Source organism: Thermomonas carbonis, assembly GCF_014396975.1.
Lineage (GTDB): Bacteria > Pseudomonadota > Gammaproteobacteria > Xanthomonadales > Xanthomonadaceae > Thermomonas > Thermomonas carbonis.
Genome location: NZ_CP060719.1, coordinates 1,652,899 through 1,676,224 on the forward strand (window position 1 = coordinate 1,652,899; position 23,326 = coordinate 1,676,224).

The 23,326-nt window shown below is 62.7% G+C and carries 21 protein-coding genes; 18 read left to right on the forward strand and 3 right to left on the reverse strand.

Annotation, left to right across the window (positions count from 1 at the left end; all coding sequences use genetic code 11):
• Positions 1–69 precede the first annotated feature (69 nt).
• The 14 genes from H9L16_RS07585 (at position 70) to H9L16_RS07645 (ending at position 15,671) form a co-directional block, all read left to right on the forward strand.
• The gene (locus H9L16_RS07585; protein ID WP_187553907.1) at positions 70–1,209 is read left to right on the forward strand and encodes a hypothetical protein; all 1,140 of its coding nucleotides are present in this window, start codon (positions 70–72) and stop codon (positions 1,207–1,209) included.
• Positions 1,206–1,748 (forward strand): GspMb/PilO family protein, encoded by a 543-nt coding sequence (locus H9L16_RS07590; RefSeq protein WP_187553908.1) that lies wholly within the window; start codon positions 1,206–1,208, stop codon positions 1,746–1,748. Before H9L16_RS07585 ends, H9L16_RS07590 begins: the two co-directional genes overlap by 4 nt.
• Before the next feature lie 48 nt (positions 1,749–1,796).
• Positions 1,797–2,369 (forward strand): hypothetical protein, encoded by a 573-nt coding sequence (locus H9L16_RS07595; RefSeq protein WP_187553909.1) that lies wholly within the window; start codon positions 1,797–1,799, stop codon positions 2,367–2,369.
• A gap of 310 nt (positions 2,370–2,679) precedes the next feature.
• Positions 2,680–4,578, forward strand: coding sequence for a secretin N-terminal domain-containing protein (locus tag H9L16_RS07600; protein ID WP_187553910.1), 1,899 nt, complete (start codon positions 2,680–2,682; stop codon positions 4,576–4,578).
• 20 nt (positions 4,579–4,598) lie between these two features.
• On the forward strand, positions 4,599–8,702 hold the full coding sequence (locus tag H9L16_RS16165; RefSeq protein WP_229796625.1) for a glycosyltransferase: 4,104 nt from the start codon (positions 4,599–4,601) through the stop codon (positions 8,700–8,702).
• Positions 8,699–9,733: a GDP-mannose 4,6-dehydratase gene (locus tag H9L16_RS07610; protein ID WP_187553911.1), complete on the forward strand. Its 1,035-nt coding sequence runs from the start codon at positions 8,699–8,701 to the stop codon at positions 9,731–9,733. Before H9L16_RS16165 ends, H9L16_RS07610 begins: the two co-directional genes overlap by 4 nt.
• 25 nt (positions 9,734–9,758) lie before the next feature.
• The gene (locus H9L16_RS16170) at positions 9,759–10,031 is read left to right on the forward strand and encodes a hypothetical protein (RefSeq protein WP_233449421.1); all 273 of its coding nucleotides are present in this window, start codon (positions 9,759–9,761) and stop codon (positions 10,029–10,031) included.
• A complete protein-coding gene (locus H9L16_RS07615; protein WP_425507243.1) occupies positions 9,995–10,687 on the forward strand; it encodes a GHMP family kinase ATP-binding protein in 693 nt (230 codons plus the stop codon). The genes H9L16_RS16170 and H9L16_RS07615 overlap by 37 nt, the downstream gene beginning before the upstream one ends.
• Positions 10,684–11,271 carry a D-sedoheptulose-7-phosphate isomerase gene (locus tag H9L16_RS07620; protein ID WP_187553912.1) on the forward strand — a complete coding sequence of 196 codons (588 nt, stop codon included), beginning with the start codon at positions 10,684–10,686 and terminating at the stop codon, positions 11,269–11,271. Before H9L16_RS07615 ends, H9L16_RS07620 begins: the two co-directional genes overlap by 4 nt.
• Complete coding sequence (locus H9L16_RS07625; RefSeq protein WP_187553913.1) at positions 11,261–11,962, forward strand: nucleotidyltransferase family protein; 702 nt, start codon at positions 11,261–11,263, stop codon at positions 11,960–11,962. The genes H9L16_RS07620 and H9L16_RS07625 overlap by 11 nt, the downstream gene beginning before the upstream one ends.
• Positions 11,959–12,537 (forward strand): D-glycero-alpha-D-manno-heptose-1,7-bisphosphate 7-phosphatase, encoded by a 579-nt coding sequence (locus tag H9L16_RS07630; protein WP_187553914.1) that lies wholly within the window; start codon positions 11,959–11,961, stop codon positions 12,535–12,537. Before H9L16_RS07625 ends, H9L16_RS07630 begins: the two co-directional genes overlap by 4 nt.
• An 83-nt stretch (positions 12,538–12,620) precedes the next feature.
• Positions 12,621–13,454, forward strand: coding sequence for a class I SAM-dependent methyltransferase (locus H9L16_RS07635; RefSeq protein ID WP_187553915.1), 834 nt, complete (start codon positions 12,621–12,623; stop codon positions 13,452–13,454).
• On the forward strand, positions 13,451–15,304 hold the full coding sequence (locus H9L16_RS07640; protein WP_187553916.1) for an LTA synthase family protein: 1,854 nt from the start codon (positions 13,451–13,453) through the stop codon (positions 15,302–15,304). The genes H9L16_RS07635 and H9L16_RS07640 overlap by 4 nt, the downstream gene beginning before the upstream one ends.
• Positions 15,305–15,308: 4 nt before the next feature.
• Complete coding sequence (locus H9L16_RS07645) at positions 15,309–15,671, forward strand: hypothetical protein (protein ID WP_187553917.1); 363 nt, start codon at positions 15,309–15,311, stop codon at positions 15,669–15,671.
• 56 nt (positions 15,672–15,727) lie between these two features.
• On the opposite strand, the gene H9L16_RS07650 is transcribed toward H9L16_RS07645, so the two are convergent.
• The 3 genes from H9L16_RS07650 to H9L16_RS07660 are packed head-to-tail and all read right to left on the reverse strand — an operon-like array spanning position 15,728 to position 17,906.
• Positions 15,728–16,183: a hypothetical protein gene (locus tag H9L16_RS07650; RefSeq protein WP_187553918.1), complete on the reverse strand. Its 456-nt coding sequence runs from the start codon at positions 16,181–16,183 to the stop codon at positions 15,728–15,730.
• Positions 16,184–16,218: 35 nt separating this feature from the next.
• Positions 16,219–17,160, reverse strand: coding sequence for an electron transfer flavoprotein subunit alpha/FixB family protein (locus H9L16_RS07655; RefSeq protein WP_187553919.1), 942 nt, complete (start codon positions 17,158–17,160; stop codon positions 16,219–16,221).
• Positions 17,160–17,906, reverse strand: a complete 747-nt coding sequence (locus tag H9L16_RS07660) for an electron transfer flavoprotein subunit beta/FixA family protein (RefSeq protein WP_187553920.1) — start codon at positions 17,904–17,906, stop codon at positions 17,160–17,162. Before H9L16_RS07660 ends, H9L16_RS07655 begins: the two co-directional genes overlap by 1 nt.
• 320 nt (positions 17,907–18,226) lie before the next feature.
• Between H9L16_RS07660 and H9L16_RS07665 the strand changes: the two genes are divergently transcribed.
• The 4 genes from H9L16_RS07665 (at position 18,227) to H9L16_RS07680 (ending at position 23,277) form a co-directional block, all read left to right on the forward strand.
• The gene (locus H9L16_RS07665) at positions 18,227–18,946 is read left to right on the forward strand and encodes a CoA transferase subunit A (protein WP_229796624.1); all 720 of its coding nucleotides are present in this window, start codon (positions 18,227–18,229) and stop codon (positions 18,944–18,946) included.
• A gap of 1 nt (position 18,947) precedes the next feature.
• Positions 18,948–19,574 carry a CoA transferase subunit B gene (locus H9L16_RS07670; protein ID WP_187553922.1) on the forward strand — a complete coding sequence of 209 codons (627 nt, stop codon included), beginning with the start codon at positions 18,948–18,950 and terminating at the stop codon, positions 19,572–19,574.
• Positions 19,575–19,708: 134 nt separating this feature from the next.
• Positions 19,709–21,946, forward strand: a complete 2,238-nt coding sequence (locus H9L16_RS07675) for a reprolysin-like metallopeptidase (RefSeq protein WP_187553923.1) — start codon at positions 19,709–19,711, stop codon at positions 21,944–21,946.
• Between the two features lie 50 nt (positions 21,947–21,996).
• Positions 21,997–23,277, forward strand: a complete 1,281-nt coding sequence (locus tag H9L16_RS07680) for an FG-GAP-like repeat-containing protein (RefSeq protein WP_187553924.1) — start codon at positions 21,997–21,999, stop codon at positions 23,275–23,277.
• The last annotated feature ends 49 nt before the right edge of the window (positions 23,278–23,326 follow it).

Below are 23,326 nucleotides of genomic sequence, written 5' to 3' on the forward strand. Positions count from 1 at the left end.
GTACCTTGAAGCTTTGGTCGTCGTCGGGCGGGCAGGTGGGGCTCATTCATTGGAAAATGACGCCGATCGATGAACGAGAAGGTCGCCCTTGGCGTGAAGACTATGAGCTCATCCAATCCAAAGGCCCGAATCAAGACGCTCCTGTCTACTCAGTTCGCTCGCGGCTTTTCGCCCAGCAGATGGATGCGAGGAACTGACGGTCTGCGGCAACTGTCAGCGGGCGGTAACGGACAGGAATGGGTGCTCGCGCGCAGCTATTGTGTTTACGCCCTGCTGGACGGCACATCCGTTCCCCCGCGCAAACGGAAAGGTTACGCCGAAATGGCCACAGCTCGCTGGTCGCCATTTCTGGATACGGAGTCGCGTGTCGAATGGCAAGGGAACCGTGCCATGGTGTGGGCATGGTCGCGAGCGCGTGCGCTGGCCGGGGAAGCCGACGGAATCTTGCCGCCGCCGCGCCGGATCGTGCCCGAATCGCTGTTTCGCGGACAACCGCTGCCCGCTGGCGATGAGCTCGTGGTGTTGGAGGAAGGGCTCGAAGGGCGCGTCTGGCGCGATGGCCTGCTGGTGTCGTCGTGCTGGTGGCCCGAAGTCCCCGACCTTGGCGAGTGGAACGATTTCCGGCGTGGCGCGGGCCTCCCGCCCGCGGCGATCTTGCCTCCGCCGATTGTGCACCCATTGGCAGAGCGCATGTGGACGACACGACGCGCAGAAGGCATTGGCGAGACCTTCGGCCGTTACCGTAATTATCTTGCGCTGATTGGCGTCGGGTTAGCGACCGCAGTACTGGCGGCACTGCTGTGTGGAGTGCTCGCATTGAAGGTATCGATCTGGCAGGTCGAGGGTCAAATAGCGGATCGCGAGCAGGCGCTGGAGAAGATCATCCTGGCGCGCGAGGAGGCGTTGAGAACCCGCGATGCGGTGGATGCTGCGCTTGCCCTGCGGCCACCCGGTGGGCAACTTGAATTGATGGCGCTCGTCACACGACTCATGCGTGGCAACTGGCAATTGCTCGAATGGAAGATGGTGGATTCTCAAACCCTGCAGCTGACTGCCCGCATGGCCAATCCGGATTCCCGTGCAATCGTGTCGGCATGGGAGGCGTCCAAGCGGTTCACTGGAGTGACTGCAGAGCTCGGTCAGCAGAACGGAACCGTTGTGGTGAATGCAAAGGTACTGCCGGCCAAGCCGCAGGAAGCGCGCCCGTGACCCTGGCTTTCATGCCGAAGTGGCTGCAGTTGCGCGAGGAGTGGCGCGGCAACGCTCGCCTGCGCATGGGTGTAGCGATAGTAGCGGCCATCTTGTTCGTGTATGCGTGCTTGCTGCTTTGGGATTGGCGCAGCGCTCTCCATGAAGAATATCGGGAGCGCACTTTGCAGCTATACAAGATGGAAGCGCTGGCAGGGCAGCAGTATTGGCCAGCCCGCGCGCAGAGCGCGCGGATCGTGGAGAAGGCGGTTCTGGCCGAGATCCCGGATGCCGCTACCCTCGGACTCGCGCAGGCCGAGGTACAGACGACGGTACGGCAGATCCTGAATGCCTTTGGTCCAAAGATGTCCAGCAGTACCCGCCCTGCTGCACAGGTGGCAGGACGCCCGGGTATCTGGCGACTCCCGGTCGCGCTTCGCGGCCCTGCAAACGTGATGCAGCTTTCAGAGATCCTTCGCCGCATCGAAAGCGCGGAGCGTTTGATGACCGTGGAAGAAATGTCGATCACTTTCGCAAGGGCGAACCCAATATCGCGTTGACATTGGTGGCCTACTATCGAATTGGCGGCCGCATGCAGGAAGGCGGCGATGGCGCTAATTGAATCAATCCGTCGACACCCGCTGCTTCTGGCCGTTTTTTTTGGGGCAGTCATGGGCGCTGTCGTAGGCGTATTTCTACCGATTCGCGCGGCTGCGTTTCCGAAGGCGCAACCCGAATCTTGGGTGCTGCCCTCTGCGCAGGCATTGAAACGCTTTCGCGAGGATCAGTTCGAGCAAGTCCGCAACGGGCGCTTCTGGGGCGAACTTGCGATGCCGGGGCAGCGGGCCGCTCGCGCCGCCGTCTCGAACTGGTCGCTCGGGGCGATCGTGACGCGCCCGGTGGTGCAGGTATCAGTGACCGCAACCGGCAAAGGGCTGGCTTGGGTGCGTCTGGGCGGCGCGTTGCCGGACGGCTCTATCCTTGTGTCCGCAAGCCGGGATCGCATCTGGTTCGAAAAGGACGGCTGCAAGCGCGTCCGCTCGTTGTATCAGAACAAGGTGAGGCCAGACCCGGAAGGCTGCATCGGCGATGCAGCGTCGAAACCGGGCACTGTGCCTCCGCCGGTAACCGCAACAACCGCCAAGCCTTCTGCAACGCAGCCCGCAGAGCAGCAACCGTGACATTCCTCTTCGTAGATTTCCGCATGAAAAGTTGCCGTCCTTTCCTGGTCGCTACCGCCGCTGCGTTATTGGCGGGGGCGTGCGCAACGCCGCGCCTGGAGCTGCCTGACCCATTGCATTCCTCGCAAGGGGTTGGCACTTCGACAGGGGAAACCCTGATGGAGGCAGGCATTGAAAGCGAACGCCGAACCGCGTTGTTGCGAGGCACCACTCCTGTCGTACCCGGTAGTGGCGACGGCCTGGTGTCTGGCGTGCAGGGTGAGCCGATGCCGCCCCTCAAAGGGGGGCAGTAAACGTCAATATCGAGGGCATGCCAGTTCCTGCCTTCATCAACGAGTTCTTCGGGTCGATCCTGGGGGTTGGGTTCCAGATGGATCCGCAGGTTTCGCGCATGAACGATCTGGTCACCTTGCGCACTTCCGGACCGCAGTCACCGCGAGACTTCTATCGTCTGGCGGTGCAAGTGCTGAGAACCTATGGAGTAGGCACCGAATACACCTCGGGAATGGTGATGTTCAACCGTGCCCGCGACAACGGCGGCTCGGTTCCGCCGCTGGTGGTCAGCGGACGGACGTTGCCCGATGTGCCAATTACGCACCGACCGGTGTTCCAGCTGGTCGAGCTGCAGTCAGTGCGAGTGAACGACGTGATCAGCCTGCTCAACATGGCGTTCAAGTCGGATGCCCTCACGATCCAGCCAGACAACAGCCGCAATGCCATCGTCCTGATGGGCCGTCCGGAACTGGTGAGACAGGCCCTGGATGCAATTCGTGTATTCGATCGGCCGTATATGCGTGGCCGGACCAGTGCCCGTCTTGAGCCGGCCTTCGTGACCGCCGACGAATTGTCCCGGCGCTTGGTCGACGTTCTCAGTGCAGAGGGTTACGGCGCTTCGCTGTACACCACGGGCTCAGCTTCGGGCACGGCGGTCCTGGTTCTGCCGCTGACATCGGCCAACGCGGTGCTGGTTTTCTCGGCCGATCGTGCGGTGCTGGAGCATGCCATCGAGTGGGCTCGCAGCATTGACCGGCCCAACCCTACTGCGGGCACGGATGGCCTGTTCTATTACACCGCCAAGAACACCAAGGCGGAAGAAATCGCCAAGACGATCAGCGGGGTGCGCAGCGCGTCAACCACACGAACGCCGAGTCGCGAGACAGTCGATGGAAGTCAAGGGGGTAGCGCCTCGGCGGCACCGGCGGCACCAGCGGCTGGTGAAGTGGATCTTTCGCGCGGCAAGCTCATTCCGGATGAGCCTCGAAATGCGCTGATCTTTCAGGGCACGGCCACCGACTGGGGTCGCTTGTTGCCACTGATCCAGCAGATGGACAAGGCGCCGCGTCAGGTAATGATTGAAGTGACTGTGGCCGAAGTGACTCTTACCGATGAGGAGGAGTTCGGGGTGTCCTGGCTGGCCCGCAACAGCGATCTCGGCAAATTCAACGGCAACATCAGCTCCGGTGTCTTGGGCACCGCGACCGGTGGTTCCGGGCTCAACTACATCCTCGACATCGGCGGCCAGGCGCGCGCCTCGCTCAAGGCGCTGGCTACGCTCGACCGCATCAGCGTGTTGTCCACGCCTCGTCTGATGGTGAAAAGCGGTGAAGAGGCCAGCTTGGATGTGGGCACCGAAGTCCCCACCATCAGTTCGCAGGCGACGGGCGGCCTGAATACCGGCGGGGGCGGCACCGGTTTCATCCAGACGGTGCAGTACCGCAAGACCGGCATCCTGCTGAACATCAAGCCGGTGGTGTATTCCGATGATCGTGTGGACATCGAATTGCGCCAGGAGGTCAGCGAGGCGCTGCCGCTCGGTGCCGATTCCGGGGTGAGTTCGCCGGCGATTTTCAACCGGTCCTACAGCACCAGTCTCAGTCTGAAAGACGGCAGCGCGATCATGATTGCCGGACTGATGTCGCAGCGGCAGACCAATGGCAGCAGCGGCGTTCCTTACCTGAAGGATGTGCCGGTGCTGGGCAACCTGTTCAAGAGCCAGAAGCGCAAGCGCGACAAGACCGAACTGGTGCTGATGATCGTGCCTTACATCATCGAGACCGACACTCAGGCCGAGGAATTGACTCGCTCGCTCAGCCAGCGGTTCGAGTTGCTGGAATTGCCGCCGTCGACGACACAGCCTAGCTTGGTGCCAGTGATGCCTTCGGCCCCCGTGCGTGGACAGGACGGCGACGGCAGCGTTCTGCCCCATTGACCCGAAAGGGCGCAGACAGAATGGCGAGTGCCAAACCGGTACCAGACAAGGGCAACTCACCGGTTGCCCTTCTGGTACTCGGCATGCATCGCAGCGGCACCTCCGCTGTCACGCGGGTACTCAACCTGCTGGGCGCAGAGCTCGGTGACGACCTGATGCCTGCTGCTCCGGACAATCCGTCCGGGTTCTGGGAACACAATGGCATCGTCGCAGTGCACGACACTCTGCTGAAAGCCTTGGGGTTGCGTTGGGATGATCCCAGGCCATTGCCGAGCAACTGGTTGCGCTCGGCGGCGGCGGGCCACGCCGAGCGGGAATTGCAAAACCTGATTCGCCGAGATTTCACGGGGGTTGACCTGTGGGCGATCAAGGATCCTCGTTTGTGCCGGCTGATGCCGCTTTGGAGGCGCGTGCTTGCTTCCCTCGCCATCGAGCCGCGGGTGTTGCTGGTGTCACGGCACCCGAGCGAAGTGGCCGAATCGCTGCATCAACGCGACCGGTTGCCACAGCCGATAGGCGAGCTGCTATGGGCACGTTACCTGCTGGAAGCAGTCAAGGGCAGTGCAGGCTGCCGGCGCAGCATGATCGACTATGCCGATTTGCTTGCCGACTGGCGCCAGGTTGTCGAGCGCATCGACCAGGCACTTTCGTTGGGTTTGAAAGTGGATGCTCGGCGGGTACGCGAAGTACAGGCATTCCTGAGGCCGCAGTTGCGGCATCACGCAGCGCACGGCGCATGGCCGGGCGGTCTGCTTGCTCCCTTGGGCGAGATCGCGGGCGGAACTCTGGATGCCAATGCGGTAGATGGCGCAGCTCGTGCATTCGATGCAGTCATGCGACCCACTCAGCCATTGGTGGAGGCTTACGCCAGCTTGGTGGCAGTGGCTCGTGGGAATGAAGCGAAAATTCGCACGGATTTGGAAGCCCAAGGCCATTGGGCGCAGCAGCTGGACGGTGAATTGGATGCCGTGCGTGCGCGCCATGGCCAGCTTGTCGCCGAGCATGAACACACTGTGGGCTGGGCGCACGCACTGCAAAGCGAACTGGCGACGCTGCAAGGGCTTTACCGGCAAGCCGAGGCAGACCGGGACGAAAAGGCCGGCTGGGCGCAAAACGTTCAGGACGAGCTGGCGAGGCTGCAAGGGCTGTACCGGCAAGCCGAGGCAGACCGGGACGAAAAGGCCGGCTGGGCGCAAAACGTTCAGGACGAACTGGCGAGGCTGCAAGGGCTGTACCGGCAAGCCGAGGCAGACCGGGACGAAAAGACCGGCTGGGCGCAAAGCCTTCAGGGCGAGCTGGCGAGGCTGCAAGGGCTGTACCGGCAAGCCGAGGCAGACCGGGACGAAAAGACCGGCTGGGCGCAAAGCCTTCAGGGCGAGCTGGCGAGGCTGAAAGGGTTGTACCGGCAAGCCGAGGCAGACCGGGACGAAAAGGCCGGCTGGGCGCGAAGCCTCCAGGGCGAGCTGTCGACGCTGCAAGGGTTGTACCGGCAAGCCGAAGCAGATCGTGAGGAAAAGACCGGTTGGGCGCAGGCGCTGCAGAGTGAACTGGCGACGCTGCAAGGACTGTACCGGCAAGCCGAGGCAGACCGGGATGAAAAGACCGGCTGGGCGCGTGCACTGAACGCGGAACTAGCACAATTACGTTTGGAACATGATCGGGTTGCAGCGGATCACTTCGAAAAGCAGGATCGATTGCAGGCCTTGGAAATCAGCTTCAACGAAAGCAAGGGAAGGGAGGATGCGCTACGAGAGCGGATCGCCCGGAAAGAGCAGCAGGAGCAGGAAATGCAGTTGCAATTGGAGCGGATCGCGGCTGAATTGGCGCGCTTGCAGAATGCGCTAAGCGATCGCCAGGCCGAACTTGAGAGCGAACGCGCCACCCGCCATGTGTTCCAGCAATATGCCTCGGAGCTGGAACAGGCGGTGGGAGGTATTCTTTCCTCCTCCAGCTGGCGATGGAGTCGTCCGCTTCGTCGCTTGATGGCGGCCCTGCGCGGCTCTGCGGTCGAAGTGGCACTGCCCCAACGACCCCACCCCTTCCTTGCGACTGCCCTGCGCTGGCAAGAGCCGAGTGCGCGGGTTGCGCCAGATCAGCCTCATCAGACCGGAGAGCCGGCCGCTGGTGTGTTTGCCGGCATTGCCTTTCCGGAGGTTGATGGGCCTCGCGTCACGGTGGTGATTCCCACCTATGGAAAGCCGGATTACACGGCCCGCTGCCTGCTTTCGATTCAGCGATCCGGTGATGTCGCGTCTTTTGAGGTTTTGTTGCTGGAAGACGCCTCCGGAGATGGCGCGATGGAAGCGCTGCGTGCGATCCCGGGTCTGCGTTATCACGAGAACAAGGAGAATCTCGGCTTCCTGCGTTCCTGCAATCAGGCATTGCAGCTGGCGCGCGGCGAATTCATCTGTCTGCTCAATAACGACACCGAAGTGCAGCCCGGCTGGCTGGATGCACTGTTGCGCACATTCGATACTCATCCCGATGCGGGCTTGGTCGGCGCCAAGCTGGTCTATCCGGATGGCCGATTGCAGGAAGCCGGCGGCATCGTCTGGTCTGATGCCACGGCTTGGAACTACGGCCGGTTGCAAGACCCGGCGGCACCGGAATTCTGTTACGCAAAGGAGGTCGATTATGTCTCCGGCGCCTGCATCATGTTGCCCGCTGGCCTTTTCCGGCGGCTAGGGGGGTTTGACGAGTTCTATTGTCCGGCGTATTGCGAGGATACCGATCTGGCCTTCCGGGTACGCGCTGTCGGCCAACGGGTGATGATGCAGCCGGAAGCCGTGGTGATCCACCATGAGGGCATCTCGCACGGTACCGACGAAGCCACGGGAGTGAAGGCCTGGCAGGTGGTCAACCAAGGCAAATTCCGCGAGCGCTGGGCGCAGACACTGCAGCACGAGCATTTTCGCAACGCCGAACATCCGTTCCTGGCGCGAGACCGGTCAGCGCTGAAGAAGACCGTATTGGTAATCGACCACTACGTGCCGCAGCCTGATCGCGATGCCGGATCGAGAACGATGTGGCAATTCATGCAGCTGTTTCTGGCGCATGGCATGAACGTGAAATTCTGGCCTGAAAACCTGTGGCGCGACCCGGTCTACACGCAGCGGTTGCAGCAGGCAGGTGTTGAAGTCATGTACGGTCCTGCATGGGCCAATGGGTTCGAGCGTTGGCTGGAACAGGCCGATGGTGCGATCGACTACGTCCTGTTGAGCCGGCCTCATGTTACCCAACCGCTGTTGCAGGCGCTTCGCCGGCGGACACGGGCGAAACTGCTCTACTACGGACACGATATCCATCACCTGCGCATTCTCAGCGAATACGCCCTGACGGGTGACAAGGCGCTCCTGCCGGAGGCAGAACGTCTGCGTGCACTGGAGGAAGCGGTCTGGCGTAGCGTCGACGTCGCTTACTACCCGGCAGATGCAGAGACCAATCACGTACGCACATGGTTGACCGCAAACAATGTGAACAGTCTCGCGGCGACCATCCCGGTGTATGCCTTCGACAGTTTCCCGGAGGATCCTTGGAACAACCTGGACGAGCGCCGCGACGTGCTGTTCGTGGCCGGATTCGCGCACGGCCCCAATGCGGATGCTGCTGCATGGCTAGTCAACGAAGTGATGCCGCGACTGTGGCGGCGACACCCGAGGCTGCGGCTGTCGCTGGTTGGGTCCAATCCCACCTCGGCAGTTGTTGCACTGGCCAGCGAGCGCGTTGAGGTGACCGGTTTCGTGGATGACGACGAGCTACAGCGTCGCTACCGATCCGCGCGCGTCGCGGTGGCCCCGTTGCGCTATGGCGGCGGCATGAAGGGCAAGGTGGTGGAAGCGATGCGATTCGGCCTCCCCTGCGTCACGACTCCAATCGGCAAGCAGGGATTGGAAGACGTGGACGACTGGCTGGCAGCCCACCAGGATCCGGATGCGTTCGCCGACGCAGTATTCCGGCTGCTTGAAGACGATGCGGCCTGGCAGCACGCGTCAGTATCGTCGCAGGCGCACGCACGCAGGCATTTCTCCTCCGAGGCGATGTGGCAGGTGGTCGGGCGCGCCATCGATCCTGCGCCCTACGAGAGCGCCGACGTGCGCAGAGTGCAGTTGAGGGGAGCGGCATGAAAGTATTGATTCTCGGCGCGACGGGTTTCGTCGGCAGCTACCTCATGGAGCGCGCAATGGCGCGTGGTGACGAGGTGGTCGGCACTCACTACAACGCGACCATCGAAAACCGCGACTGGCGCCCGTTCCAGGATCGTTTGTCGCGTTGCGACATCCGTTATCGCGAGCAAGTCGATCGCGTCATCGCTCGCAGCTGCCCGGATGTGGTCTATCTGCTTTCGGCGCAGAGCTACCCCGCGCTTTCATGGGATGTGCCGGTCGAGACATTGCACACCAACGTGATCGGCACGGCTCAGGTGTTCGAATCCATCCGCGCCGCCGGAATCGACCCGGTGGTGGTGGTGGCTTGCTCCAGCGCCCAGTACGGCGAGGTTGCCGAAGCCGATATCCCCGTGCGCGAAAGCCATCCGATGCGACCGCTGCATCCCTACGGGGTCAGCAAGGTCGCTACCGAGATGCTTGCGCTCCAATACCACGCGAATTGCGGTATCCGCAGCGTCTGCGCGCGCATCTTCAACACCACGGGACCGCGCAAGACGGGGGATGTTTGCGCGGATCTGACGCAACGCGTGGCCCGGATCGAAGCCGGTATGCAGGCACCGGTGCTCGCCGTGGGAAACCAGGATACCTGGCGCGCCATCACGGATGTGCGTGATTTGGCTCGGGCACTCGAACTCCTGGCCGAATGCGGCGTCGCCGGAAACTCCTACAATATCAGCGGCGCCACGACCTACCGCATTGGCGATATCGTGGACACCTTGAAGGCGGCGTCGCGCGTTCCTCTTGAAGTGCGCACGGATCCTGCTCTGCTGCGTCCCAGCGACGAGAAAGTCATATTCGGCGATTCCTCGCTCTTGATGGCCGCGACGGGTTGGGCGCAGGAGATACCGCTTCGGCAGACCCTGGACGACATGCTTTCCTACTGGCGGAGTCTGCTTGCTTCAGAAGGGGGGCGGGATGATCGTCCGCGCGCGCGCGCCCCTCCGTCTGGGGCTGGCCGGTGGCGGCACCGACGTTCCGCCGTACTGTGACCAGTACGGTGGTTACGTGATGAACGTGACTATCGACAAATATGCCTATGTCACCCTGGATCCGTCGCCGGATGGTCTGCTGCATCTGCATGCGGTGGATACCGACGTATCCGCCGTGCTCTCTCCGGATCAGGTGAGTCCAGAGCCGGGTCCACTGCAACTGCTCAAGGGTGTCTATCTCAGGATCGTGGCGCAGTTCCTGGGGGACGAGCACCCGCGCTGCGTGTACGTACCCACTCCGATGCGCCACCGGGTTCCGGATTGGGCTCGTCGTCCACGATGGTGGTGGCGCTGGTGACCGCGTTCGCCGAGTACTTTTCGTTGGCGCTTGGCGAATACGAGATTGCACAGCTGGCATACGATATCGAACGCAAGGATCTGGACTTGGCCGGCGGTCGGCAGGATCAGTATGCGGCTGCGTTCGGCGGCTTCAACTTCATGGAGTTCTACGCCGGCGATCACGTCGTGGTGAACCCGTTGCGCGTGAAAGAGTGGATCTGGGCGGAACTGGAATCCAGCCTTGTGCTGTATTTCACCGGGGTTTCGCGCGAGTCGGCGAAGATCATCGACGAACAGTCGCGCAATATTCGTGAAAACCGGGCGGATTCACTGGATGCGATGCACCGCTTGAAACTGGAAGCCAGTCGCATGAAGGAAGCGCTGTTGCGCGGTGATCTGGTCCGTTTTGCGGAGGTGATGCGGGCTGGATGGATCGCCAAGAAGCAGAGCGCACACAGCATCAGCAACGCACTGATCGACGATCTCGAAACGCTGGCAATGGATAATGGCGCCCGCGCCACCAAGGTGTCGGGCGCGGGAGGGGGCGGCTTCATGATGTTCGTCTGCGATCCTGCGGACCGCGTTCTGCTTTCGCGGGCGCTGGCGACTCGAGGGGGCAGCGTGTTCGATTTCCATTTCAATCCGCACGGTGCGGTCGCGTGGAGGGTGCCATGAGGGAGTACATCACTGACGAGTTCGCCAAGGCGGTGGCCAACATGCAGGCGTTGGCCGATGATGTTGCGTTGGCCGAGCAAGTCGAGCGGTCAGTTCTCCTGTGCACCGATGCGTTGCGCAACGGCCGCAAGCTGCTGTTCTGCGGCAATGGCGGCAGCGCCGCCGACGCGCAGCACTGGGCCGGCGAACTGGTCAGCCGTTTCTATTACGACCGTCCGGGCCTGGCGGCGATCGCACTGACGACCGACAGCAGCATCCTCACCGCGATCGGCAACGATTACGGTTACGACTACGTGTTCGCACGCCAGGTCGAGGCGCTGGGCCAGGCGGGCGATGTGCTGGTCGCGATCTCCACCTCCGGCAATTCGCCGAACGTGTTGCGTGCCGCCGATGTCGCGCGCGCACGCGGCATGAAGGTGATCGCCTTTACCGGGCGCAGCGGCGGCAAGCTGCTGGCGATGGCCGACCTCTGCTTCCGCATGCCGTCGGACGAAACCCCGCGTATCCAGGAAGGCCACGAATTCGTCGGCCATCTGCTGTGCGCGCTGATCGAAGCCGGCATTTTTCCGCGCGATGCCGGCTGACGAAGCCATCATCCTTGCCGGCGGCTTCGGCACCCGCCTGCGCGGCATCGTCGATGATGTGCCCAAGCCGCTGGCACCTGTGGCCGGTCGCCCGTTCCTGGCGTGGGTGCTCGACCGGCTTGCGGCCAATGGTATTCGCCGCTGCCTTCTGGCCACCGGCTATCTGTCCGACACGATCGAACAACGCATCGGCGCACGCTGGCAAGGCATGGACATCGCCTATTCGGTCGAACCGGAACCACTCGGCACCGGTGGCGCGATCCGTCTCGCCGCAACGCGTTTGCTCGGTGATGCCGCACATGTATTGAACGGCGACACCTGGCTCGAATACGACCCTCGCGCGCTCGAAGCCGCCGCGCATGCCGCAGGCACGCCGATGGCGATCGCGCTGGCGCGCGTGGACGACGTGGCCCGCTACGGTGCCGTCGATATCGACCAGCATCGCGTCATCGGCTTTCGCGAGAAAGGCGAGACCGCTGCCGGCTGGATCAATGCCGGTTGCTACTTCCTCGGCGCCGATGCGCTCGCGGCATTGCCTGCGCATGATACGTTTTCGTTCGAGCAGGCGGTGCTGCAACCGCGCACGCACGCAGGCGAAGTCGCTGCGTTCACAGACACGGCGGGCTTCATCGACATCGGTGTGCCGGTGGATTACGCAAGGGCGCAGCTGCAATTCGCGGGGCAGGCGTGAGCACGGCGCACATCCGCGCGCCGTACATGGATCCTTCGGCGGATGCGCAGCTTGCCAGCTTGCCTGTGCCGCGCAAGGCGTTGTTCCTCGATCGCGATGGCGTGGTCAACATCAACCACGGTTACGTGCACACGCCAGCCAATACCGATTGGGTGCCGGGCATCTTCGAGTTGGTCGCCGACGCGCATGCGCGTGGCTACCTGCCCATCGTCGTCACCAATCAGGCCGGGATCGGGCGTGGTCTTTACGACGAAGTCGCATTCCTCGCCTACACCGCGTGGATGCATGCTCAGTTCGCTGCACGCAATACACCACTACTGGCCACGTTCTGGTGCCCGCACCATCCCGATGCCGGAAATGGCGACTATCGTGCCGATTGCATGTGCCGCAAGCCAGCGCCGGGAATGTTGCTGGATGCGATCGCGCGTTACGGTATCGATCCTGCGCAGTCGTCGATGATCGGCGACAAGCAGGGCGACTTGGAGGCCGCTGCAGCAGCAGGAGTTCCAGCAAGGCTGCTGCACGAACAGGATTGGGGTTCCGGGCTGGCCGGGATGCTGAGCATACTCTCGTGACCACGCACTCGCAGGCGCAGTAAGTGATGAGGCCTGCATGCGGATTGCCTAAGCAACCGCCCTACTGAGACAATCGATACGGCATGCAGGAAATTCATTTCAATTTCGACGTTGAATCGCATCGCCTCGACCACCCGGAGATGACGGCGACCTGGTTATTCAGTCAGCGTCTCTTGGAGTGTCGAGATGTCATCGATGGCATGCAGATCCTTTGCTCGATCTGCAGGGATTTCACCAGGCTGACACCATTGTTCGAAGGTCAGGCGATCGATCTCCGAGAGGGAATGCAGTGCAGTTCTTGCAAGATGAGTGCGCGGCTTCGCGCTGGTGCCGGCTTGCTTGATCACTTGGTCGACTCGTCGCACGAGATCTACATTACCGAGCAAAGCACGCGGCTATACGCTCTCCTGCAAGCGCGCTACCCGAACCTGCGTGGCAGCGAGTTCGAGCCGCACACACAACGACGTGCAGAAATGGCGGCATACCTGGCCTCCATCGGTGGACATGGTGAGGTCGTTTTTGAGGATGTGACGCGGCTCAGTATGGGTTGTGCCACGATGGATGCGATCGTCAGTTTCGACGTGCTTGAGCATGTGCCTGATTACCGCAAGGCCCTTCGCGAATTCAGGCGGGTCTTGCGTCCTGGCGGTTGCATGATCGCCACCTTCCCGTTCACGGATACTGCTGAAACGATCATCCGTGCGTCGTTGACTGAAAGCGGCGAGATCATCCACCACCACGAACCCGAATACCACGGCGACCCGTTGGGCGGCCAAGTCCTGTGTTTCCAGCATTTTGGCTGGGATATTCTGCGGTGCGCCAGGGATGCGGGGTTCGCGACCGCGACGATGACGATGCCATGGGCACCCGAGCAGGGCCTGCTGTATGGCAACTGGATGTTCGTGGCGAAGGCATGACGCACTCGACGGAGTCGGTGCGTGTCCTGCCGCAGGTGGCCGCGGTCGCGAGATTCGGGGCGCTGCGTCGCTGGTATCTGCGTATGTTGTGGTTGCTGGCCCCCGTGTTTGTGTTCGCGTTCGCGTTGGGCATGTGGTGGCTGGACCGCTGGTCGTTGAACGTTGCCTTCGATGCCTATCTGACCTGGCAGCGCGTGCTGGCCAACGCCGCGGTCGGACTGGTGGCGATGCTGTTGCTGGCGGCGCTGACCCGGCGGTTGCTCGCCTCGATCCTCGTGGTGAGCGCATGGCATTCTCTGACGTTCGTCGCCTCATCGATCAAGCTGGCATCGCTTGGCCTTCCGGTCATCCTGCAGGATGTGTACTTCCTCAGTGGACTGGATGCCTCTAGTTTCCACCTGTTGCGGCAGTACCTGTCCCTGTCGCAGACGGTGCTGCTCGGCATGCTGGCAGTGGTCGGCATCATCGCCGGCATGTTCTGGCTTGAACCCCGCTGGTGCCGTCCGCGCAGCCCGGTGCGCTTCATCGCATTCGCGGCAGCGGTCGCCCTGCTGGCCAGCCTGTACGCGGCGGCTTGGCCGTGGACCACGCGCTGGTATGACAAGGCGCACATCCGGCCATCACCGTTGAGTTCGATTCAGGCCACCCTGCACGGCGGCTTGGTCGCCAGCATGATTTATTACCACGGTGTCCAGCGACATCGGCAACTCACGGTGGATACCGTCGCATTGCGCGAGACGATGGCGCTGGTGGCCCACACGGCGGTTCCGGTGGCGGCCGCGGGCACGACCGTTGCGGATCATCCCGACGTGGTGATCGTGCTCAGCGAATCGTTCATGGATCCGCGCATCCTCAAGGGAATGGCGGACGTTCCGGATCTGATCCCGGCTATACGTCGCGAATTGCAGGCAGGCAATGGCGGGACGATGTTGGCGCCGACCTTCGGTGGCGGCACCGTGCGCACCGAGTTCGAGGTGCTGACGGGGATGCCGGTAGCTGCCTTCCCCGACGCCAGCTATCCGTATGTGGATCTGAGTCCGGGATTCCTGCCCGGCATCGTCAGCACGCTGGAAGCGCGTGGCTATGCCAGCCTGGCATTGCACGGGAATTCCGGTGCATTCTGGAATCGTGCCAATACCTACAAAGCGATGGGCATCGACCGATTCATTACCCAGCGTGCGATGCGAGTATCAGGTGGGCGTCTCGATGGCGCTTGGCTTTCGGATCGGTCGATGACCGACATTCTGCTTGCCGAACTGCAACGAGCGACCAAGCCAACTGTTGCCGTTGCGATCAGCATCGAGAACCACGGTCCCTATGGTGACGCGCCCAATGTGCGGGTCCCGGATGAACGCAGCAGCATTCGCTTGCCGCCAGGGCTGGACGCCAACGCTGCGAACGAGCTGCGCAACTATCTGTATCACTTGCGCAATGCAGATCGCGAGTTCGGGCGCCTGCTTGCCGGGCTGCGCGAGCGCAAGCGCCCGTTCGTGCTGTTGTTCTTCGGCGATCACCTGCCGGCGCTTGTTGGTGGCGCGTATGAACAGCTCGGTTTCGTTGATGGCCGGGGTGCTACGGAGCAACAGGTGCCGTGGGCGCTTGTTGCAGGCGTCGAAGAAGCGACAAGTAATGGCGCTTGGCCGTCGACCGCGCATGCTTGGCAATTACCGGCCATGGTCGTGCAAGAAGCAGGCGTGGACGATGACGCGTGGTTCGATTTCGTGTGGAAGGTCGGCAAGCGCCTGAATCCAGCGAGTGGTGCGCCTGCCGACGGACGACTGTTGAATGGTCTGAATGCCGGTGCCAACGCACGCCTGCAAAACCGTTTCACCGATTATGCGGAGGGCTGACGGTATGCGCGCGACAACGAAACTGTTCGCCGCATGGGTGCTAGCCATGGTGGCGCTGACCGGCTGCAAGCCTGCCCCGAAGGCGATCTTCGTGCTGGAGCCCAGCGTCGTCAGTTCGTGCCAGCAGCCGATCGCCACGCGAGTGCGCTGGGACGTATCTCCACTCGGGTTGAAGTACGCCGAGGTGGTGGTCCACAACGTGGGGCGTCGTCCCAAACGATGGGTGGGAGGCGATGCCAAGGGTGATGCCGTATCCGGCCCATGGGCGCACGATGGCTACACCGTGGTGCTCAAATCCCTGAATGGCGTGGTGCTGGCCACGCGCACGCTGACGACCACGCCGTGTCCGGGTAGCGACTGGTTGTAGTCGCGCTCGCAGGCGGCGCAAGCGCGCCGCCATGTTGGATCAGCGGCGAACGACGATCAGGGGCAGACCGGCCCGCCGATGGTCAAGCGCTCCAGTTCGGTATCGTCCACGCCGCTCTTGAGCACGAATACCGATCCAGGCTTGACCCAGTTGCCCGTGGCCTGCGACCCGGACGCGCCACTGTGGGTAAAGAGCTTGCCGCTCTCGGTGTAGATTTTCACCGTGGTCAGTTCTGGCTTTTCCTTGCGGACGTCCCACTTCAACGTCACCACGGCCCCTGGCTTGCATACGGCAAGCGCCGCAGGCTCGGCATGGATCATCTTGGTCGGTGCCACCACCACCTGCGGGACAGGTGCAGCGGCTGGCGCGGCAGTTTCGGCAACGGGCGTGGTCTGGTCGCTAGGTGCCGGACCGCAAGCGGCAAGAGTGAAGGCAAGCGGCAGCAGGATCAGGGCGGAGGCTTTCATTGTGTTCTCGTGGTTGGCAAGACGGTGGACGAGCGATTCGAACATGCGGCGGATCTTAGCGGCGCGCCGTGCAGATGGCGTCACGCCAGCGCCGCTTCCAGCTCCGGCAGGATCGTGAACAGGTCGCCGACCAGGCCGATGTCGGCGATCTCGAAGATCGGCGCGTCGCCGTCCTTGTTGATCGCCACGATCGTGCCGGCGTCCTTGATCCCGGTCAGGTGCTGGATCGCGCCGCTGATGCCGACCGCGACGTACAGCTCCGGCGAAATGATCTTGCCGGTCTGGCCGACCTGCAGTTCGTTCGGCACGTAGCCGGCATCGACCGCTGCGCGCGAAGCACCCACCGCCGCGCCGAGCTTGTCGGCCAGCGCGTAGATGACCCGGAAATTCTCTTCCGAACCCACGCCGCGGCCGCCGGAGACCACGCGTTTCGCGCTCTGCAGGTCGGGGCGATCGGAGCTGCCCGCGGCCAGGCCGATGTAGCGGGTGTGCGAGGGTAGGGCGACGTCGACCGAGGCCGTTTCGACGCTGGCGTTGCCGCCCTTGCCGGCTTCCGGCCAGGACGCGGCGCGCACGGTGGCGACCAGGGTCTGGCTGGCCGGTGCCTCGACAGTGACGATCGCGTTGCCGGCGTAGATCGGGCGCTTGAAGGTGTGGCTGCCTTCGACCGCCATCAGGTCGGAGACCTGGGCGACGCCGAGCAGTGCAGCCACGCACGGCATCAGGTCCTTGCCGAACGTGGTGCTCGGCCCGAACACATGGCTGTAGCCGGCCGCGAGCGCGGCGACTTGCGGAGCCTGCACCTGGGCGATGGCGTTCGCGTTCGCCACGTTGGCGACCGCGATCACCTTGGCGACGCCAGCGATCTGCGCGGCTTCGGCAGCGATGGACGCAGGGTCCGCGGCCAGCACCAGGATGTCGATGGCCTCCGGCGACAGCGCCTGCGCGGCGGACACGCACTTGGCGGTGGCGGCGTTGAGCTTGCCGTTGAGATGTTCGGCGACGATCAGGACCTTGGACATCAGAGCAACCCCTTCTGCTTCAGCGCGGCAACCAGTTCGGCCGCATCCTTCACCATCACCCCGCGGCTGCGCTTGGCGGGCGCAGCGTAGTGGGTGGTCTTGAGTCCTTCACCGGCGTCCACGCCGAGGTCCGCGTACGGAATGGTCTCCAGCGGTTTGCTCTTGGCCTTCATGATGTCCGGCAGCTTGATGAAGCGCGGCTCGTTGAGGCGCAGGTCGGTGGTGACCACTGCCGGCAGATCGACTTCGAGGGTTTCGAGGCCGGCATCGACTTCGCGCACCACCGTGGCCTTGCCATCGGCGATATCGAGCTTCGATGCGAAGGTCGCCTGTGGGCGGCCCCACAGGGTGGCGAGCATTTGCCCGGTCTGGCTGGCGTCGTCGTCGATCGCCTGCTTGCCGAGGATGACCAGGTCGGGCTGTTCCTTCTCGATCAGCTTGAGGAAGGTGCGCGCGGCGGCGAGCGCCGATACGGGGCCATCGACGACCACGTGGATCGCGCGGTTGGCGCCCATCGCCAGGCCATTGCGCAGGTGCGCCTGGGCGTCGGCGGGGGCGATCGTGGCGACGATCACCTCGGTGGCGATGCCCTTGTCGCGCAGGCGCAGGGCTTCTTCCAGCGCGATGTCGTCGAACGGGTTGGCCGACAGCTTGACGCCGTCGGTGACCACGCCGGAACCGTCCGGCTTGACCTGGATGCGGACGTTGTAGTCCACCACGCGCTTGTAACCGACGAGGATCTTCATCGAGCGGGAATCCCGGGATGTGACAGACCGGAGATTTTACCCGAGGAGCTGCTGCGTATTTGCTCGAAGGCGATCCCGATGACCCCGAGGGCCGTCGAGACTGCCGGGCATTCGCTTCCCCGCTCGAGATGCGGCTGCGCGCCGGCCAACCGGCTTGCATGCCGGTTGGCGTTCGCGGGCTCACAGCTTCGCTGCTCGAATTCCCCGCTCACCCCGGCAATCCCGCCGGCCACGATTCCTCCGGTTGCCCGAAAGTACGGTGGGCGACATCGGTCCGCCCGCTAGAATGGCGGTTCTCCCCCCGCATCGGAGCAAGGCCCGTGGCGTCTGCCAAGAGCAAGCAATACCCGAGTGCCGACGCCGCCCTGTCCGGGCTGGTGGCGGATGGCCAGACCCTCGCCGTCGGCGGCTTCGGCCTGTGCGGCATTCCCGAGGCGCTGATCGCCGCGTTGCGCGATTCCGGGGTCAAGGACCTGACGGTGATCTCCAACAATGCCGGCGTGGATGGCTTCGGTCTCGGCCAGCTGCTGAGCACGCGGCAGATCCGCAAGATGATTTCGTCGTATGTCGGCGAGAACAAGGAATTCGAGCGCCAGTACCTGGGCGGCGAACTGGAACTGGAGTTCAACCCGCAGGGCACGCTGGCCGAGCGCCTGCGCGCCGGCGGAGCCGGCATCCCGGCGTTCTTCACCGCCACCGGCTACGGCACGATCGTGGCGGACGGCAAGGAAACCCGCGAGATCGACGGCCGCCATTACGTGCTGGAAACCGCGCTGAAGGCCGACGTCTCGCTGGTCAAGGCCTGGAAGGCGGACAAGGCCGGCAACCTGGTGTTCCGCAAGACCGCGCGCAACTTCAACCCGGCGGCGGCGATGGCCGGCAAGACCTGCGTGGTGGAAGTGGAGGAACTGGTCGAGATCGGCGACATCGACCCGGATCACGTGCACCTGCCGGGCATCTACGTGCAACGGATCGTGGTCAACGCCACGCCGGAGAAGCGCATCGAGCAGCGCACCATTCGCCAGCCGGAGGGGAACTGACATGGCCTGGACCCGCGAACAGATGGCCCAGCGCGCCGCGCAGGAACTCACCGATGGCGCCTACGTGAACCTCGGCATCGGGCTGCCGACGCTGGTGGCGAATTACATTCCGGATGGAATGGACGTGTGGTTGCAGAGCGAGAACGGCCTGCTCGGCATCGGCCCGTTCCCCACCGATGAGACCGTGGATGCCGACCTCATCAATGCCGGCAAGCAGACCGTGACCGCTGTCGCCGGCGCCAGCTATTTCGGCAGCCACGATTCCTTCGCGATGATCCGCGGTGGCCATGTCAACCTGGCGATCCTCGGCGCGATGGAAGTCACTGACAAGGGCGACCTGGCCAACTGGATGGTGCCCGGCAAGATGGTGAAGGGCATGGGCGGTGCGATGGACCTGGTCGCCGGCGTGCAGCGCGTGGTGGTGCTGATGGAGCACGTGACCAAGGCGGGCAGCTCGAAGATCCTGCCGCAGTGCACGTTGCCGCTGACCGGCGTGGGCGTGGTCGACCGGATCATCACCGAGCTGGGTGTGTTCGATGTCACCGCCGACGGCCTGAAGCTGGTCGAACTTGCGGATGGCGTGACGCGCGAGGAAGCGATGGAGAAGACCGGGGTGCCGTTGGGCTAGTGGTGCTTCTGGCAACCCTGCGCCTCCCTTGCTTACCGCCTTGCCCAGGAAGTAAGACGATATGCGCTACGATCAGGTCGCCGATGATCGGGGATGTGAATTCGGCTGATCCATAAAGCCTTAAGGGGTGGGCTATGTCCAAGGTGTTCGGGAGTCGACGCTCGGCGTCGCACGGATCAACCGCTGTCTGGATTCTGGTTGCTTTGGCGGCACTAGGTCTGTCGGCCCTCTGGCTAGGTGCCCAACTCAGGGGTAGTGCCGATTCGCGTCCGGTGAAGCCATATCGAGATCTGTATCAGATCTACGAGGCCAAGGATCATGCCGTGTTGTTTCGGGCGGGCGACCGCTCGAACCTGCCGGACGAGCATGGGTTGGTTCCCCACGAAGGTAGTGAGAGTGGCAGCCGCCACGTCGTGCACGTGAGCCGCCGATCCGCGGAACAGGCGGCCGCAGCGAAGAAGGCTTTGGCAATCGAGTTGCCCACGGGTGAACGCTTTTCAGTGCAATTCGAGCGCAGCGAACGTGCGCCCAATGGTGACTGGACCTTTATCGGGAAAGTTTCTACGCGGCTAGGGCCGCAGTCGGCTGTGCTGACCTTCGGTCGCGCTGGGCTGTTCGGTGTGTTGCCCGTACCACAGGGCCAACAGATGCAGTTGAGCACCACGCGCGGCGTGACCGTGCTGGAGCTGGTGCGTCCGATGCATCCTCGGGATGCCGTGACCGGCGAACTTCCTGTCGATTACGTTCTGCCGGAGCAACATGTCCCGCAGCCGCAGAAAATGAAGCCGGGTCAGCGCATCGTCTCTTCCGCCAACACCACGGTTGTCCCTGCGCTGCGGGTTTCCTCAAATCCAGGCAGCACATCGCGAACATCATCAACAGCGGCGATAGCCACGCTTACTGCCACCGAGGCACCTGCGGTGCAGATCGACGTGCTGGGGCTGTACACCAAAAACATGGTCGAACTGCGCGGGAGCGTGGCGGCTGCCGAAACGGAGAGTAACAACTATCTGGCCATCGCGAACCAAGCACACCGCGACAGCAATACCGGGATCACCTTCACGTATGTGGGGTTGCGGCAGGTCGATTACCCCGCAGATGCATTCAACGGGGAGGCGCTGGGGGACCTGCAGTCAAACAGCATGCCGGATGGGACAGATATTCAGTCCTTGCGCGACACACTGCGAGCAGATCTGGTGGCGCTGCTACGGCCGTATGTCAGTGGAGATTCAAATGGTGGTATCGCGAACCTGACCTATGCCGATGGCTACGAGAGTGCCGCCTACTCAGTCAGCAACCTCAGCACATACACGTTTGCGCATGAAACCGGACACAACATGGGGTCAATGCACGACATCGAGACCTCCACGGCAAACGGGGTGATTTCATACGGGGCGTTTGAGTACTCCTTCGGGTACCGCCAGGATGGGCCACCAAAATTTGCCACCATCATGGCTTATCCAGTGAATGGCCAACCCTGGATCGGTTATTTTTCTCACCCCGGCACGACCGAATGCCTGAATGTCGCATGTGGGACGGAAGGAGCGGATAACGCACGCAGCATGCGCAACATGGCGTTGGTGATCGCTGAGTACCGATTGCCGCTGAACCAGATTCTTGTCACAGGCTCGCAAGTCATCGAAGGGGAGCCGGGAAATCTGTGGCCACGACAAGTCAACGTAACGGTGAAACTGTCGAGTCCCGCGCCCGCGGGCGGCGTACGTTTCGACATCGCAACCGAAGATGGAACGGCGGTTGCCGGCTCCGACTATTCTGGCTGGTTCCAGCCCGGTGCAGGCATCCCCGAGGGCGAATCGACCCGAAGTTTCTCGGTCACGATCTTGCCGGACATGCAGGTTGAGGCAGAAGAAACTTTCAGGGTCGTGCTGTCCAATGTGCAGGGTGCGGGCGTCTACAGAGGGACAGCCACGGTTCGCATTTTGGATGACGATCCAAGGGTGGCTGTGACGGGGCGGATCCTGGCGCCAAGCGGGGGCACCCTGCCTGCAAATGCCTTGCAGATTGGCGTCACGGAATGGAATGGCCGCAATTACCAGCAGGCATCGTATTGGGCCCAACCCCCTAATTTTGAATACAGGGCGCCGATCCAGGCGGGTTCATCCGTTCAAATCGATGTCTATGCATCAGCACCATATGCGAACACTTCCTATGATCTCGGTGTCGTGAATGGCGATCAGTACCGGGACATCGTGCTCAAGCGTGTGGTCAAGCTGACGGGCACCTTGCGGTTTGCTTCTGGGCAACCGGTTCCCACATCCTCGATCAACGTCATCGCGTGGGGGGCGACGGGATCAGATAGTGGCTCAGGCGCAACAGCCAGCCCCCCGATTTCACCTACACGTTCGATGTAGTGGAGGGGGCGGAAGTCCGTCTGGATGCGCAGAACCCGCCTGCACCGTTCGTGCGTCAACAGGTGGCCCTTGGCGAGCTTTGGTCTGATCGGGTGCAGGACATTTCGGTGGGTTCGGTACCCTCGCTGGTGATGACCGGTGCCCGCATCCTGGAAGGAGGCGCTGGTCAGAGCCTGACCGTGAACCTGAATCTCTACTTGTCCACCCCGGCACCTCCAGGTGGCGCGGCGGTGGATGTGGACGTCGTCAGTGGCACCGCGATGGCAGGCTCGGACTTCGTTGCAGCGGTAAAAAGGCGAGTCACGATTGGGGCGGGGAGTAACTCGATAACCGTGCCTGTGGTGATCAATGGCGATGCGATGCCAGAGGCGACGGAGTGGTTCAAGGTAGTCCTGAGCAATCCGTCCGGCGGATGGTTGCCGTCTCCCGAAGCGACCATTTACATCGAGAACGACGATTTCGGCCTGCTTCGCAATGACTTCGACGGCGATGGGCGTTCGGATGTGTTCTGGCGCAACTTGACGGACGGACGGAACATCCTGTGGTGGGCGGCCGACTACAACGACCAGTTCAATCCTGGTGCGGTCGCTTCCCAGTCCTGGGCCGTGGTGGGGGCCGGCGATTTCGATGGTGATGGCAAGAGCGATCTGTTCTGGCGCAACTCCGCCAATGGCCAGAACATCATCTGGCCTTCCGCCGACGGCAATCAGAAACGCAACGTAACCGCCATCACTGGACTGGATTGGAAGGTCGTGGCAACGGGCGATTTCGATGGTGATGGTCACGCCGACATTTTCTGGCGTCATGCCACCAATGGCCAGAACGCTATCTGGTGGTCTGGTGATTACGCCGCAAGAACGATGGAGCAAGCCGTCTCAACAACCTGGAAAGTAGCGGGCTCGGGCGATTTCGACGGGGATGGCAAGGAGGACGTGTTCTGGCGCAACACATCGACGGGTGCGAACGTCGTGTGGTGGTCCGGGGATTACGCGGGCTATACCAATCTCACGGGTGTGACCAACCAAGCATGGGCAGTGGTGGCGATTGGTGACTATGCCGGCGATGGCGTTGCGGACGCGTTCTGGCGCAATCAGACCACCGGCGAGCACATCATTTGGTGGAATGGGAGCTACGCGAATCAGGTGCGGGAAACCACAGTCTCGACGGCCTGGAAGCTGGTGGCATCCGGGGATTACAACGGGGACGGCGAGAGCGACCTGTTCTGGCGCAATGGCGCGACTGGGGCAAACATCATCTGGGATTCCGGACGCTATGCCAGCCGACGCAACGTCACAGGCGTGACCAACGCCGCATGGGTTATTCAGCAGTAATAGCTAGTATCACGAAAGCCTTGACACGGGCTGCACCCACCACTGGAAG

Bases quoted from the DNA above. Each gene is read 5' to 3' on its own strand.
- H9L16_RS07655 (WP_187553919.1), bottom strand. From the start codon at position 17,160: ATGTCCAAGGTCCTGATCGTCGCCGAACATCTCAACGGCAAGCTCAAC.
- H9L16_RS07635 (WP_187553915.1), top strand. From the start codon at position 12,621: ATGCAGGAAATTCATTTCAATTTCGACGTTGAATCGCATCGCCTCGAC.
- H9L16_RS07670 (WP_187553922.1), top strand. From the start codon at position 18,948: ATGGCCTGGACCCGCGAACAGATGGCCCAGCGCGCCGCGCAGGAACTC.
- H9L16_RS07585 (WP_187553907.1), top strand. From the start codon at position 70: ATGAACGAGAAGGTCGCCCTTGGCGTGAAGACTATGAGCTCATCCAAT.
- H9L16_RS07660 (WP_187553920.1), bottom strand. From the start codon at position 17,906: ATGAAGATCCTCGTCGGTTACAAGCGCGTGGTGGACTACAACGTCCGC.
- H9L16_RS07645 (WP_187553917.1), top strand. From the start codon at position 15,309: ATGCGCGCGACAACGAAACTGTTCGCCGCATGGGTGCTAGCCATGGTG.
- H9L16_RS16165 (WP_229796625.1), top strand. From the start codon at position 4,599: ATGGCGAGTGCCAAACCGGTACCAGACAAGGGCAACTCACCGGTTGCC.
- H9L16_RS07595 (WP_187553909.1), top strand. From the start codon at position 1,797: ATGGCGCTAATTGAATCAATCCGTCGACACCCGCTGCTTCTGGCCGTT.
- H9L16_RS07610 (WP_187553911.1), top strand. From the start codon at position 8,699: ATGAAAGTATTGATTCTCGGCGCGACGGGTTTCGTCGGCAGCTACCTC.
- H9L16_RS07620 (WP_187553912.1), top strand. From the start codon at position 10,684: ATGAGGGAGTACATCACTGACGAGTTCGCCAAGGCGGTGGCCAACATG.
- H9L16_RS07600 (WP_187553910.1), top strand. From the start codon at position 2,680: ATGCCAGTTCCTGCCTTCATCAACGAGTTCTTCGGGTCGATCCTGGGG.
- H9L16_RS07640 (WP_187553916.1), top strand. From the start codon at position 13,451: ATGACGCACTCGACGGAGTCGGTGCGTGTCCTGCCGCAGGTGGCCGCG.
- H9L16_RS07675 (WP_187553923.1), top strand. From the start codon at position 19,709: ATGTCCAAGGTGTTCGGGAGTCGACGCTCGGCGTCGCACGGATCAACC.
- H9L16_RS07625 (WP_187553913.1), top strand. From the start codon at position 11,261: ATGCCGGCTGACGAAGCCATCATCCTTGCCGGCGGCTTCGGCACCCGC.
- H9L16_RS07650 (WP_187553918.1), bottom strand. From the start codon at position 16,183: ATGTTCGAATCGCTCGTCCACCGTCTTGCCAACCACGAGAACACAATG.